Annotated in this window: 12 protein-coding genes; all 12 read left to right on the forward strand. The window is 33.9% G+C overall.

Annotated features, from left to right (window positions below):
- Positions 1-5: 5 nt before the first annotated feature.
- The 12 genes from K8354_RS18695 to K8354_RS10610 all read left to right on the forward strand — a co-directional run bounded on the left by K8354_RS18695 (position 6) and on the right by K8354_RS10610 (position 14,844).
- Entirely contained in the window at positions 6-623 is a 618-nt protein-coding gene (locus tag K8354_RS18695; RefSeq protein WP_302850507.1) for an acyltransferase, read from the forward strand.
- A 1-nt stretch (position 624) separates the two neighbouring features.
- Positions 625-1,815: a glycosyltransferase family 2 protein gene (locus K8354_RS10560; protein WP_223439434.1), complete on the forward strand. Its 1,191-nt coding sequence runs from the start codon at positions 625-627 to the stop codon at positions 1,813-1,815.
- Between the two features lie 15 nt (positions 1,816-1,830).
- Positions 1,831-2,397 (forward strand): gluconate 2-dehydrogenase subunit 3 family protein, encoded by a 567-nt coding sequence (locus K8354_RS10565; RefSeq protein WP_223439437.1) that lies wholly within the window; start codon positions 1,831-1,833, stop codon positions 2,395-2,397.
- Positions 2,398-2,404: 7 nt separating this feature from the next.
- On the forward strand, positions 2,405-4,078 hold the full coding sequence (locus K8354_RS10570) for a GMC oxidoreductase (protein ID WP_223439439.1): 1,674 nt from the start codon (positions 2,405-2,407) through the stop codon (positions 4,076-4,078).
- Complete coding sequence (locus tag K8354_RS10575; RefSeq protein ID WP_223439441.1) at positions 4,075-5,118, forward strand: beta-propeller fold lactonase family protein; 1,044 nt, start codon at positions 4,075-4,077, stop codon at positions 5,116-5,118. Before K8354_RS10570 ends, K8354_RS10575 begins: the two co-directional genes overlap by 4 nt.
- A 57-nt stretch (positions 5,119-5,175) precedes the next feature.
- Positions 5,176-6,183 (forward strand): YncE family protein, encoded by a 1,008-nt coding sequence (locus K8354_RS10580; protein ID WP_223439443.1) that lies wholly within the window; start codon positions 5,176-5,178, stop codon positions 6,181-6,183.
- A 188-nt stretch (positions 6,184-6,371) separates the two neighbouring features.
- Entirely contained in the window at positions 6,372-7,739 is a 1,368-nt protein-coding gene (locus K8354_RS10585; RefSeq protein WP_223439445.1) for an LruC domain-containing protein, read from the forward strand.
- A 716-nt stretch (positions 7,740-8,455) separates the two neighbouring features.
- Positions 8,456-9,349: a glucose-1-phosphate thymidylyltransferase RfbA gene (gene rfbA, locus K8354_RS10590; RefSeq protein WP_223439447.1), complete on the forward strand. Its 894-nt coding sequence runs from the start codon at positions 8,456-8,458 to the stop codon at positions 9,347-9,349.
- Positions 9,339-9,911 carry a dTDP-4-dehydrorhamnose 3,5-epimerase gene (rfbC, locus tag K8354_RS10595; protein ID WP_223439449.1) on the forward strand — a complete coding sequence of 191 codons (573 nt, stop codon included), beginning with the start codon at positions 9,339-9,341 and terminating at the stop codon, positions 9,909-9,911. Before rfbA ends, rfbC begins: the two co-directional genes overlap by 11 nt.
- Positions 9,904-10,761 (forward strand): dTDP-4-dehydrorhamnose reductase, encoded by an 858-nt coding sequence (rfbD, locus tag K8354_RS10600; protein ID WP_223439451.1) that lies wholly within the window; start codon positions 9,904-9,906, stop codon positions 10,759-10,761. Before rfbC ends, rfbD begins: the two co-directional genes overlap by 8 nt.
- Positions 10,762-10,817: 56 nt before the next feature.
- Positions 10,818-11,873: a dTDP-glucose 4,6-dehydratase gene (gene rfbB, locus K8354_RS10605; protein ID WP_223439453.1), complete on the forward strand. Its 1,056-nt coding sequence runs from the start codon at positions 10,818-10,820 to the stop codon at positions 11,871-11,873.
- Positions 11,874-12,849: 976 nt separating this feature from the next.
- Positions 12,850-14,844 (forward strand): LruC domain-containing protein, encoded by a 1,995-nt coding sequence (locus K8354_RS10610; RefSeq protein WP_223439456.1) that lies wholly within the window; start codon positions 12,850-12,852, stop codon positions 14,842-14,844.
- The last annotated feature ends 491 nt before the right edge of the window (positions 14,845-15,335 follow it).

Below are 15,335 nucleotides of genomic sequence, written 5' to 3' on the forward strand. Positions count from 1 at the left end.
TCAGTATGGGAATTGTATCGAAAATAAAATCAAATCCAAAGTTAAAAAAGTTTGTACTCTGGAGTATTGCACCCAATCGAAATCCGCGTCCAAGACTTTGGGTGCGATGGTTCTTAAATCCTTTAAAACACAAAAAAGGAAAAGGAGCAACAGTGCGCAGAAGAAGTAGAATTGATGTTTTTCCTTGGAATCGATTTGAGATTGGTGACTTAACTACCATTGAAGACTTTTGCACCGTAAATAACGGTTCTGGAGATGTTCTCTTAGGCAATCGTGTTCGTGTTGGTATTGGCTCTGTGGTTATTGGTCCCGTAACCATGGGCAGTGGTTCAGGACTTGGCCAACATGTATTTGTGTCTGGGTTTAACCATGGTTTTTCCGACGGAACAAAAAATTCAAGTCAACAGCCACTGCAAGTAAAACCCACTGTAATTGGTGAGGATTCTCATATTGGTGCAAATTCTGTCGTACTCGCGGGCGTTACGATCGGCAAACGTTGTCAAATTGGTGCAGGAAGTGTGGTTACCAAAGATATTCCGCCTTTTTCCGTAGCCGTAGGAAATCCGGCAAGAGTTATTAAACAATTCAACCACGAAACCAAAGCGTGGGAAAAAACAACATAATATGGATACGTTAAAAATTTTATTTTGGATATTGCTCTTTATCATCATTTATACATACGTTGGCTATGGTATTTTATTATTCCTAATCATTAAGATTAGAAGGTTCTTTAAAATTGGTAAGAAGGTTGAAATAGACGCAACCTATGAACCAGAAGTTACCTTATTTATTGCCGCTTATAATGAAAAAGATTATGTAGAAGCTAAAATGAAAAACACTTTAGAACTCGAATATCCTAAGGAAAAAATGCATATTATTTGGGTAACAGATGGCTCTGATGATGGGACACCAGATTTATTGCAAGGCTACCCAAATACAACGGTATATCATTTAGATGCCAGAAATGGTAAAATTGGCGCTATGAATCGAGGTATGGACTTTGTAAAAACTCCGATTGTTATTTTTAGTGATGCAAATACCAATCTCGGAAAAGAATCTATTAGACGTATTGTTAATTTATTTGGCAATCCGAAGGTGGGGTGTGTATCTGGTGAAAAACGAATTATTGATAAAGAAAGTGATGTAGCTTCTGGCGCTGGTGAAGGCATGTATTGGAAATATGAATCTGCGCTAAAAAAATGGGATGCTGAATTGTATTCTGTAGTGGGTGCTGCAGGTGAGTTATTTGCCATTAGAACTAAATTATATAGACATGTTGAAAAAGATACGTTACTCGACGATTTCATGATTTCCTTGCGAGTTGCTCAAGACGGTTATACCATTCAATATGACCCAGAAGCGTATGCAATTGAAACAGCGTCTGCCAATGTAAAAGAGGAATTAAAGCGTAAAATTAGAATTTCTGCAGGTGGTATTCAATCTGTGGTTAGATTGCGATCTTTACTGAATATTTTTAAATACGGAACCCTATCCTTTCAATACATTTCGCATCGTGTTTTACGCTGGACACTAACTCCTTTATGCCTTGTATTGTTAATTCCTATTTTATCTGTGCTTGCTGTACATGAAGGTTTATTCTCTTTTAAATTGTATTCCGTATTATTTTGGTTGCAAGCGCTGTTTTATGCAGCAGCCCTATTGGGTTGGTTTTTGGAAAATAGAGAAACCAGAATTAAAATTTTATTTATACCCTACTATTTCTTTATTATGAATTTATCGGTGGTTTTAGGTTTTTTTAGATATATGAAAAACACACAATCTGTAAACTGGGAACGATCAAAAAGAGCTGTTTAATCAAAAAAAAAAATTATGAATAGAAGAAAAGCTATCGGTGGCATTTTAGCCTTTGCAGGAATTGGAGTTGCATCTGTTACTGGTTTTAACTTTTTTTATGGAACATCCAACAGAGGTAAACTTAAAAATTATTTAAATTTACTTTCAGAAATAGTTGATGTGATCATCCCTCCAACAGATACTCCAGGTGCAAAAGAGGCAAATGTTCATGAATATATTGTTGCTTATATGGAATCTTGCTCATCAAACAAAGAATTCAACAGTTTTTATAATGGATTACATAATTTACAAGACACGTGTTTAAGCAACTATAACACTTCTTTTGAAAACTGCACAAAACAACAAAAAACAACAGTGCTAGAAAGCCTAGATGTCACCTATGATGCTACAAGTTTTTTGGCTAAAGTTGATACAAAAATAAGAGGCCGTTCGTTTTTTAACATCCTAAAATCATTAACCATAGAAGGCTATTGCACATCAGAACTTGGCGCAACAAAATTCTTGGCCTATGCTCCTGTTCCTGCTAGTTATAAAGCAATAACCACTTTACAACCAAATCAAAAAGCTTGGGCTACAAAATAAATCAATTATGAAAAACCAAACAAAAATAAACACTTTTGATGCCATTGTTGTAGGCTCTGGAATTAGTGGTGGTTGGGCTGCCAAAGAACTCACAGAGGGAGGCTTAAAAACATTGGTATTAGAAAGAGGTGGTGATGCAGAATTTACAACTTCATCTAAACATCCTTGGGAGTTTACACATAGAACGCATTTAACAAAAGAAGAATTAGCAGAAAGACCCATACAAAGTAGTCATTGCAATGCTACAGACAAACACTTTTATGTGAAAGACACAGAACATCCTTATATTCAAGAAAAACCATATAAATGGATAAGAGGTTATCAAGTTGGAGGGCGCTCTATAACTTGGGGGCGTCAAAGTTATCGATTTTCAGATTTAGATTTTGAAGCAAATAAAAAAGATGGTTTTGGTGTTGATTGGCCTATTAGATACGCAGATTTAAAAGAATGGTATGATTATGTAGAGGATTATGTAGGTATTAGTGGAAGTTCAGAGTCAATACCACATTTACCTGATGGTGTATTTTTACCGCCAATACCCATGAATGCTGTAGAGAAACATTTAAAAGAAAGTATCCATAAGGAGTATTCAGATCGTACTCTTATAAATGGTAGAGTAGCAAACTTAACAGCATATAAAAAAGGAAGAGGTCAATGTATGTACCGCAATTTATGTAGCAGAGGTTGCCCGTTTTCAGGTTATTTTAGCAGCAATTCGTCAACACTTGTAGATGCCTATAATAGTGGTAAACTAACCTTGAGAGAAAATTCAATTGTTAAAGAAGTTTTGTATGATAAAGAAACTAAAAAAGCTATAGGGGTTACCATAATTGATGCCATTACTAAAAAAGAAATGAATTACTATGCAAAAATCATTTTTTTAAATGCATCAGCGATTGCAACAGCCTCTATTTTATTAAATTCGGTGTCTGAAACATTTCCTAACGGACTAGGGAATTCTAGCTTACAAGTTGGACATAATTTAATGGATCATGCTGTAAACGCAGGTACTTATGGTACATTTAATGGCTTACTAGATAAGTATTATGAAGGGAGATCTCCAGGAACTATTTACATCCCTAGATTTCAAAATTTAAATCCTAAAACAGAAAATAATGATTTTATAAGAGGTTATGGAATTCAAGGAAAAGGATCAAGAGAAAATTGGGAATCTAAGACTACAACTGGAATTGGCGTCTCATTAAAAGCACAATTACAATCACCCGGAAAATGGAAAATATCTTTAGGTGGCCGTGGTGAAGTATTGCCTGATTATAACAATAAAATTTCTTTAGAACATAACAATCTGGATCAATGGGGATTGCCTTTGGTAAAAGTGCATTTTGAATATGGCGCTAACGAAAAGGCAATGATGGAACACATGACAAAAACAAGCGAAGAATTATTAAAAAAAGCGGGATTTGAAAATGTAGGAAGTTATCGAAATAATCCTCCTCCAGGATCTACTGTTCATGAAATGGGAACTGCAAGAATGGGTAATGATCCTAAAACATCTGTTTTAAACAAATACAACCAAATGCACGATGTTAAAAATGTATTTATAACCGATGGTAGTTGTATGACCTCTTCAGCATGTCAAAATCCGTCTTTAACTTATATGGCGATTACGGCAAGAGCTTGTAAGTTTGCCATCGATCAATTTAAAACAAATCAGTTATGAAAAATTTAAAAAAAATAGTCCTCTTTTTTGGTTTGATTTTTTTATCATTAGTGACGTTTTATTTTATAAAACAACCTTCCTACTCAATTCAGACAGAAGGTACGCTATACGTTGTTAATAAAACCAGCCAAAGCATTACTATTTTTGATTTGTTTGAAGGCAATCAAATAAAAGAACTTTCTTTGGATATAGAGCCTCACGAAGCAACAGTAGTAAACAATCCAAATAGAATCGTTGTTACCAATTATGGTTCACCAGATGCAGCTGGTAAAAGTATCACAATTATTAATGCAGAGAATAATACCATCGTAAAAAAAATAGACCTTGGTAAAAGTTTAAGACCGCATGGAATTATTACACTTCCAGAAGCCAACAAGGTAGGTGTTGTTACAGACATAGGGAATCATTTATCGATTGTAAATATAGAAACTGGTGTTTTAGAGAAACAAATAGCAACACAACAAGACTTTAGTCATTTGTTAGTGCATCATCCTAAAAAACCACTGATATACGTTTCAAATATTAATTCGGGCTCTGTAAGTGTTATTGATATTGAATTAGATTCTGTTGTTAAAATTATTCCTTTTAATAATAAAGCTGAAGGTATAGATATAACTCCTGATGGTTCTGAACTTTGGGTAACAAATATTGAAGGAAATTTTATATCGGTTATTGATACAGAAACCAATCAGATTACAGATCGAATACATACAGGAAAAACACCTTTACGATTAAAGTTTTCGGTTGATGGCAGCTATTGTTTAGTTTCTAATGCAAGTGACGGAACTGTTTCTGTTTTTGATCGTAAAACAAAAAAACAACTTACGAGTATCATGATTCCCGGTAAAAAAAATATTCTAGAAAAAGTGTTGTATCGCACTCCTCGTCCCGTTGGTATTTTAATGCATCCCAATGGAAAGTATGCTTTTGTCTCTAATTATACTGCTGGTAGAGTTGAGGTAATTGATATGCGTAATTTTACCATAGTTAGCAGTATTAAAGTAGGAGATATGCCAGATGGGCTGGCTTTCATCAATTAATTTATTTTTAAGATGTTTATAAAGCGCTATAAATATGTATTAATATCATTCGCGGTAATGTACGCAGCACTTCTTCTTTTCGTTTTTATAATTAGGTTACCATCTTACTCCATTCAAACTACTGGGAAATTATACATTATCAATAAAGTAAGCAGAGATATTACCGTCTTTGACTTGTTTACTGGCACCGAAATAGCCGAAATACCCATTAACATAGAAGCGCATGAAGCCATCACTACTCTAGACAATAACCATATTATTTTGACAGATTTTGGAGCAGTCGATAGCGAAGGAAGCCACCTTACTTTTATAAATACAACAACCAACAAAGTTGAAAAGACAATAGATTTAAAAAGAAAAATAAATGTAAATGGTATTGTTACGATTCCTAAAACGAATAAACTTGTGCTTGTTGATTATGTTCGCAACTTTTTATTGGTGCTGAATATAGACACCAAACGTATTGAAAAGGAAATACAAACGAAACAAAAAAACAGTCATCTCGTTGCACTTCACCCACATAAACCCATCGCTTATGTTACCAATATGAAGTCTAACTCGGTAAGTGTTATGGATCTAAAAAAAGACGAAGTCGTTAAAATTATTCCTTGCGGATTAACCACTGAAAGTATTGATATTACGCCCGATGGTTCAGAAATTTGGGTTACTAATAAAAATGAGAATTCGATTACAATTATAAATACCACAACCAATGAAGTGGTCGCCACGATACCCACTGAAAAAGAACCTTTAAAACTAAAGTTTACCATTGACGGCGCTCATTGTTTGGTTGCCAATGCAAGCGGTGGCAGTATTACTGTTTATGACCAAGCTTCTAAAAAGAGAATAAAAACCATTCGTATTCCTGGACGCAATGAAATCGTTGAGAGAATTCTTTACCATACCCCTCGCCCTGTTAATATTTTAATGCATCCTAATGGAATTTACGCATTTGTATCGAATTCTAATGCCAATAAAATTGAAGTAATTGACCTGAAAACGTTCAAAATTGTGAGTCGTATTGGTACCGGTAAAGTTCCGGATGCATTGGCGTTTTTAGAATAAAACATTACGTTAACCTTTAGTTAAATGCCATTCATCTATAGGTAGATTAGAATCATCTAATTTTGGCTTATTTAGAGCTAATTTATCAATAAATTTGTAATAGAAATTTAGTAGTGTACATATTGCATAATTAAACCTTAATAACAAAATTAAACAAAAAAAATCTAATTAATTTAAACCCCATTGCCATGAAAAAGACCATAATCAATTTTTTTAAAATCACTTTTACGATAGCTTTATTGTATAGCTGTAATCCCTCTTCAATAGAAGATATAGAACAGGTAAGTGAAACTTCTGATGTTTTATTAATTCCTGCCGGATTTGATTTTAGCACACACCAAAAAGTAACCATCAATATTGTTGAAAATGCAGCGTATGCAAAATACGATGTGTACGCATATTCTGATGAAACACTTGATGATTCTGAAATTTTAGATAGATTAATTTTTTCAGGTGTTCCAAGCAACGGAGTGTTAAAACAAACAATTAACGTACCTACATACTACAATAAAGTATATATCCGAAGAAATGAAGGGCTAAATGTATCGACAACAGTAAAAGATATTGTGAATCAAGAAGTAAATTTCAATTCATCTGAAGCTCAAAGTAGTGGGAAATCTACATCTAATAAAAATTTAGTGAACACAGATACAGATGGAGATGGTATTTTTGATCAAGATGATGCAGCTCCATTTGACCCACAAATAGCTTTTGAATATTTTACGCCAAGTAAAAACGGAAGAGGTATACTAGCTTTTGAAGATTCATGGCCCGCAACTGGTGACTATGATTTTAATGATATCTCTTTAAGATATAACGTAACTACATTTTTAAATGCTGATAATTTAGCTGTTGGTTTTGATTTTAAATATAAGATTCTCTCAAATAGAGCTGGTAATTATAATGGTTTGGGGTTTGAAATGGAGGGTATAGCTCCTTCTCAAATTGAAAGTGTTACTGAGCCTATTTTAACCTTGGATATTATAAACCTCAATCCAAATGGTACAGAAGCGGGGCAAGATAATGCAGTTATTATTGTAACAGACGCCATCCGTAATACTAGAAACAACGGATTTCATGAGATGACCGTTAAAGTTAAATTTGTAAATCCTATCAGCACATCAGACATAGGTGTTGCCCCTTTTAATCCTTTTTTAATAAAAAATTTAAGTGTACATGATAGCATTGTTGGGCCAGCAGTAAGACACCGTGAAGTTCACTTACCAAACATGAAGCGAACTAGTTTGGGTCTTATCACTACGGATGAAGCAAACCAGAATAGCAACGAGGATCCTTTTGGAACTTACATCTCCGAAAGCGGCTACCCATGGGCACTAAGTATAATTGAAGATCCAATAATTGTTAGAGGTACTAGACCTAGTAGAACTTCTTATTTTAAGGTTCTAAAAGATACAATCAATATATCTGAAGGTTATAAGTTCTTTAAAAACTGGGCTGAATCTGGAGGTTCTGAGTATAAAGATTGGTATTCGAATAATAGACAAGGTTATAGAAACGAAGCGTTATTACAAGAAGAAAAAGAAGAAGAGGACTAGTTTGGGTCTCGTGGAGATTGCGGCAAGCGAGGATCCTTCTAGACGTTATATCACTAGAAGCGGCTAACCATAGGCACTAAGTATAGTTTGAAGATTCAATAATTGTTAGAGGTACTAGAAACGAAGGTTTATTACAATAATATCCTCCGACGTATTTAAGAATAAAGTATTAAAAAATAATTCCCTGAGGTAAAACCTCGGGGAATTATTTTTTCAATACCAGCAGGATTTTATTTTAGTACTCTTTATGATGTAACAATTCATATTAAAGAAAATGAAGCGTATGCTAAATATGATATGCATGCTTCTTCTTATGAATTATACGACACTGAAACAGAAATTTTTGAGAATGAACTTGGGAAAACAGCTGCAGAAAACATTCACAATTGTGAGTCGTATTGGCACAGGTAAAGTTGCGGATGCATGGGCGTTTATCAAGTAGCTTACATCCAACGGCTTACCAAGAAAACCGTTCAAGTATAAAATAGTTGATATGCATCGTGAGACGCCTTCATTCAAATCAACTAGCTTACTTGATAAGGAAATCCATAAAAACTTAAAAATAAGAAAAGACCATATTTGCATCTTAAAATGAAAAGAACTACATTTATACATACAAAGCATTTGTAAAATTAAATGCTTTTCATAAATCTTTTTTTACTAAAACAAGAACCTATTATACACCAACCCAAAACTCTAAAACCAACCCCTTAATTATGAAAGGAATCATATTAGCCGGAGGATCTGGCACTAGATTATACCCTTTAACAAAAGGAACCTCTAAACAGCTTCTTCCGATCAACGATAAACCGATGATTTACTATCCATTATCCGTTTTAATGTTAGCAGGAATTAAAGAAATCTTAATTATTTCAACGCCTATTGATTTACCCAGATTTGAGCGATTATTGGGTGATGGAAGTGATATCGGAATGCAATTTTCATATAAAGAACAACCTTCGCCAGATGGATTAGCACAAGCGTTTATTATCGGAGAAGAATTTATTGGTAATGATGATGTTTGTTTAGTACTTGGTGATAATATTTTTTATGGCTACGGATTTTCTAAAATGTTAGCCAATGCAGTTAAAACAGTTGAAGATGCCAAAAAAGCTACCGTTTTTGGGTATTATGTAAAAGATCCTGAACGCTATGGAGTGGTAGAGTTTGATACCGCTGGAAATGCTTTAAGTATTGAAGAAAAACCTGCAAACCCGAAAAGTAATTTCGCGGTCGTTGGTTTGTATTTTTATCCTAATAGTGTTGTGGAAATTGCCAAAAATGTAAAACCTAGTCATCGTGGTGAATTAGAAATAACAACCGTAAACCAAGAATACCTTCAACAAGAAAACTTAAAAGTAGAACTCATGGGCAGAGGCTATGCTTGGTTAGATACAGGAACGCATGAAAGTTTATTGGAAGCTTCTAATTATATACAAACTATAGAAAATAGACAAGGATTAAAAGTTGCTTGTTTGGAAGAAATAGCTTTTGAAAAAAAGTATATTTCAAGAGAACAGTTACTAAAATTAGCAGAACCTTTAAAAAAGAATGGGTACGGACAATATTTAATAGAAAGAGCAAACGAAAAAGGAACCTATGAACTTTAGCAGAGCATTAATACCCGATGTAATTATTTGTGAACCTACTGTCTTTGGCGATGACCGAGGCTATTTTGTAGAAACGTTCCGACAAGATAAGCTGGAAGAATTTTTAGGATTTAAAATTGATTTTTGTCAGGATAATGAGTCTAAATCTTCTTACGGAGTTTTAAGAGGGCTGCATTACCAATTACCACCTTTTGCGCAAACCAAATTGGTAAGAGTATTGCAAGGCCGTGTTTTAGATGTTGCTGTAGATATTAGAAAGGGTTCTAAAACTTTTGGGCAGCATGTTACCGTTGAATTAACAGGAGAAAACAAAAAGCAAGTATTGGTTCCTAGAGGATTTGCCCATGGATTTGTAGTTTTGAGTGATGAAGCTACCTTTGCGTATAAAGTAGATAATTATTATAGCCCTGAATGTGATCGTGGAATTGCATTTAATGATCCGTCGTTACATATCGATTGGAAGTTACCCGTTGAAAAAATGCAATTATCAGCAAAAGACACCAAACAACCTCTTTTTAAAGATGCAACACATTTTGAAAATTTAATATCACTATATGAATAATCTATTAGTAACCGGTGCCAACGGGCAATTAGGTTCTGAAATTAAAGCATTGGCACACTTGTACCCAGCCTATCATTTTCATTTCACAGATTCTAAAGAATTAGACATTACGAATCATGCAGGTGTTGATGAGTTTATAAAAACAAAGAATATTTCAGTCATTATAAATTGTGCAGCACATACGGCTGTTGATAAAGCTGAAAGTGACCAAGAAATGGCCGCAAAACTAAACCATTTAGCGGTAGAAAATTTCGCAAAAATAGCCAAGGCTCACAACATTCAATGCATCCATATTTCAACAGATTATGTTTTTGATGGTACTAATCATATGCCGTATACGGAAAATGAAAAGACAAATCCACAAAGTGTATACGGTAGCACAAAATTAGCAGGCGAACAAGCCTTACAAGAAATTAACCCTGCCAATTCCATAATTGTGCGCACCTCATGGGTGTACTCAAGTTTTGGTAATAATTTCGTAAAAACAATGCTCCGTTTGGGTCTTGAAAGAGAGGAATTAGGGGTCATTGTAGACCAAATAGGAACACCAACTTATGCAAGAGATTTGGCAAAAGCACTGTTAGATATCATTCCTCAATTAAAGACTGAAACGGTAGAAGTCTATCATTATTCCAATAAAGGGGTGGCTAGTTGGTATGATTTTGCGAAAGCTATTTTCGATATCAAAGAAATTAATGTTACCTTAAATGCCATTGAAACATCACAATACCCAACTGCCGCAAAAAGACCTTTTTACAGTGTATTAAACAAAAACAAAATAGAAAACACCTTTCAAATAGAAATCCCTAATTGGAGAGATTCTTTGAAAGAATGTTTGCAGAAATTATAAAAACATCAACTGAAACCAATCCTAAGATTTATTATACTTAAAATACCCAAAAAACAATGGAGAAAAAAAATATTTTAGTAACCGGAGGAGCAGGATTTATCGGCTCTCATTTAGTACGTTTATTAGTTCATAAATATCCTCATTACCATATTATAAATATGGATTTATTAACCTATGCCGGTAATTTAGCCAATTTAAAGGATATAGAAGACATGCCAAATTACACCTTTGTAAAATGTGATATTTGTGATTTTGAAAAAGTAAAGGAAGTATTTACAACCTACAAAATAGACAATGTAATTCATTTGGCAGCAGAATCTCATGTAGACCGTTCTATTTTAGATCCGTTTTCATTTGCCCAAACCAATATTATGGGTACGTTAAGTTTGTTACAAAATGCAAAGTTTGCTTGGGAAGGTAATTTTGAGGGTAAATTATTTTACCATGTTTCTACCGACGAAGTGTACGGCTCTTTGGGTGAAGAAGGTTTCTTTTTAGAAACAACCGCCTATGATCCGCATTCACCCTATTCAGCATCTAAAGCATCCTCTGACCACTTTGTACGAGCTTTTCATGATACCTACGGCCTGCCAACAGTGATCTCTAACTGCTCTAATAACTATGGCTCGTACCAATTTCCAGAAAAATTAATTCCGCTATTTATCAATAATATCTGCAACAACAAACCCTTACCTGTTTACGGAAAAGGAGAAAATATTCGCGATTGGTTGTTTGTAAATGATCATGCAAGTGCTATTGATGTTATCTTTAGCAAAGGAAAATTAGGAGACACCTACAACATTGGTGGTTTTAACGAATGGAAGAACATTGATTTGATTAAAGTATTAATTGAAACCACAGACCGATTGTTAGGCAGACCAAAAGGTGCTTCAGATCACTTAATTACGTATGTAACCGATCGTGCTGGTCATGATTTACGGTATGCTATTGATGCCACAAAACTAAAAAATGAACTAGGCTGGGAACCTTCTTTACAATTTGAAGAAGGAATTGAAAAAACCGTAAAATGGTATTTAGAAAATAAAGAGTGGATGGATAACATTACTTCTGGCGCTTATGAAAAGTATTATGCAGATATGTATACGCAGTAAATGTGTTACTAATATTCATATCAATCCTCCTTTTTAATGAAATGTACCCTATTACGGTTAGTTCTTTGCTCCTTGTAAGAAGAGAATTCAACTAAACGAAATGGGGTTTTTAGTGCTCTTTCAAATGTACAGACGCGGTCTATTTTAAGATATAATACCTCGAAAAACAGGTTCTTTTTTGGATTACTTTTTATCAAAAAATAATTTTTGAAGTCAATAGATACACACGTACAAATTTTAATCTTTAGACAATTTAAAGTCAGTTCTTTCATCAGATATTAGGTTTCAGTTTGAACGCAGTCAAGAACTATTCGAATGCTTTCAATAGGTTTCTACTGCGCTCAACTAGACAGGCGTTAAACATGTATATTTACTGCTAACCACTATTCATATAGGGATAGCACATAATAAAATTGTAGTGTTTTAAGCAGCACCTTTTTACTTCTGAATAAAAGTATCTTTACTTTTGAATAAAACTATTTTTACTTTTGGGTAAAACTATCTATACTTTTAAGTGCAACTGTATTCTATTAAACGCAGGTATATAGGCGTATTAATGAAAATGGTTCTTCAAAAGGATTACTTATGCACTTGAAATTTATTTTCTTAAAATGCTATTCTAAATAAAAGCATAGCATACGTTAAGGCTTCTTTTTTAATTGAAATAGTAAGGAAAAAGACCTATTTTATAACAAGAATTTCAAGTGATAAATAGTCTCTCTAGCTCTACAAAATTGCAGCGGTTGTGAATCAAGAAGTAATACATTTTAACGGTAGTTTTATTCCTTTAAACGATACTAAAAATCTATTTATCTATGAACCCGTTTTTAAGTTTTAACATTTAACTACATTTACGAGACATTGTGTATTAAATAGAAAAAATAATGGCTACATGCTATTTAGTTCTTTGTTCATACCAAATAAATTCTTATATTATTTCTTTAAAACGTTTAGTCCAATTCAAACCCTCTTTATAATGAAACAAGCGCTCTCTAATTTTTTAATCATTGCCACAATGGCACTTTTTATCGGTGCATGTAATTTTAACGATCCAGAAGAACCCGTTATTACAGACCCTACAGTAAAAACTTTAGCCATTCCTGATGGTTTTGACTTTAGTACACACCACGAAGTAAGCGTAAACATTGTTGATAGTGACAACTACGCCAAATACGATATCTATGCATATTCCGATGAATTAAACGAGGTAGGCACTGAAACTTTTGAAAATGAATCGGGAGAAATTGTTACAGAAACTGTTTACAAATCAGATGTTTTAGATCAATTACTTTTCTCTGGTGTTCCGGTTAATGGTGTTTTAAACCAAACCATCAACCTGCCTAAATTTTACGATAAAGTGTACATCCGTAGAAATGAGAACTTAAATTTTTCTTCATCAACTAAAGCTATTGTAAACAAAGAAGTAAATTATAATCCTGATCAAAATAAAAATGTTACGAAGGCTAAAAGTGTAAAAAATGTCACTGATTATTTATACTGCGTTAACGGAAATGGACAATTATTTCAAGTAGATCCTTTATCTGGCGTACTCACAGACTTGTCGGATATGCCAATGGGAAGCTGGACGTGTGCTATTGATCAGGAAAATAAAGTATTGTATTCTATAGGTAGAAGTCAACCGCATCCTTTAATGAAATATTCGATTGTAAATCAGACCTGGTCTACGGTGGCTAATCTCGGTATAGGAGGTCCTAGATTAGATTTTAATGTGAACGATGGCTTGTTATATTTCTCTAATAAAGATAAGCTGTATGCATTTGACCCCGCTACCGGTGCTGAATTAAATATATGGAATATTATTGGACTTCATGATTTAAACGGAGGTGATTTAGCTTTTGCAGAAGATGGCACTTTATTTATGTGTACATTTTCTGGCTTGTATAAATTAGAGTTAGATGGCAATAACGAATATCAAAGCACTAGAATCAGTGCAGATAACTTGCCTTTCAAACCAACTTCGATGACCTTTGATTCTAACCAAGAATTATGGCTCGCCGATAATCTTAACAGTTCTAATTTAATTATCATGGACACCCAAACAGGAGGCTGGCAATATAATTTTGGGGAAAGTGCCAATAATAATACAAGTTTTGGAAGGGCTATAAATGATTTAACAACATTTAGAGTCTTTGCAGATGCTATCGATGAAACAGATACTGATGGCGATGGTATTTTAGATCAAGATGATGCCTTCCCAGACGATGCAGAAATTGCTTTTGAGTTCTTTACCCCTAGTAAATATGGTAAAGGTACGATTGCCTTTGAAGATTTATGGCCTTCCTCGGGAGATTATGATTTTAATGATGCTGCTTTAAGTTATAAAGCAACTGCATTTTTAAATGCTGATAATTTAGCAGTAAAATTAGATTTTGTTTGTAATATTAAAGCAAATGGCGCTGGTTTTACCAACGGAATGGGATTTGAAATTGAAGGTTTAACGCCCCAGCAGATTGAAAGTGTTTCAGGGCCTATCTACACACAAAACTTTATCAACCTAAATGCAAATGGCACGGAGGCAAATCAAGACCATGCCGTCATTATTTTAACGGATAATGTAAATACAATCTTAAATGAAATTACCGTTTCTATTCGTTTTTCAGAACCCATCACAACTGCAAGTTTAGGGGTAGCTCCTTTCAATCCATTTTTAATTGTAAATAAAGACCGAGAAAAAGAAATACACTTACCCTACATGAATATAACCAGCTTAGGAAAACAAAGTCAAGATTTTGTTGGGGTGAATAAAGATGTTGATGGCAATTTCATTTCAGATACTGGGTTTCCTTGGGCAATCAGTATTATTCATGATTTTAAAGTTCCGAAAGAAAAAATAGACATTACAGAAGCCTATAATTTCTTTAGCAGCTGGGCTGAATCTGGAGGTGTCGATTTTCTAGATTGGTATAAAGACAATCCTGGAAATCGAAATGAAGATTTAATTGATCAATAATCGTTAATTGTCTAAGATATAGCTACTGAATTTAGACACCGTGCATCCTACAAATTAAAAAAATCCTCGAGGCAGCTGTAAAAAGCAAGCATCCTCGAGGATTTTTGTTTCCTGCAATTCATAGGCTACATAGTGCTACTTGGAAGACACCCTAAAGTATTTAAAAGGATAGAGGATCGTAAATACATACCTATAAATTTTAATCTTTAGACAATTTAAAGACCGTTCTTTCATCAGCTATTAGTGATCCATAAAAGCATCGCTGAGAACCATTCGAATGCTTTCAATAGGTTTCGACTGCGCTCAACCTGACCTTCGTTAAATATGTATAATTAGTGAGTTTTTTTATGAGCTATTAGTGATCCGTAAAAGCATCTCCAAAAACTATTAGAATGCTTTCAATAGGTTTCGACTGCGCTCAGCCTGACCTTCGTTAAATATGTTTAAGGTACACTAAGTAACTAACTACAAATCGTTATAAAAGAATCGTG

It is taken from the genome of Polaribacter litorisediminis, assembly GCF_019968605.1.
In the GTDB taxonomy this organism is placed as follows: Bacteria; Bacteroidota; Bacteroidia; order Flavobacteriales; family Flavobacteriaceae; genus Polaribacter; species Polaribacter litorisediminis.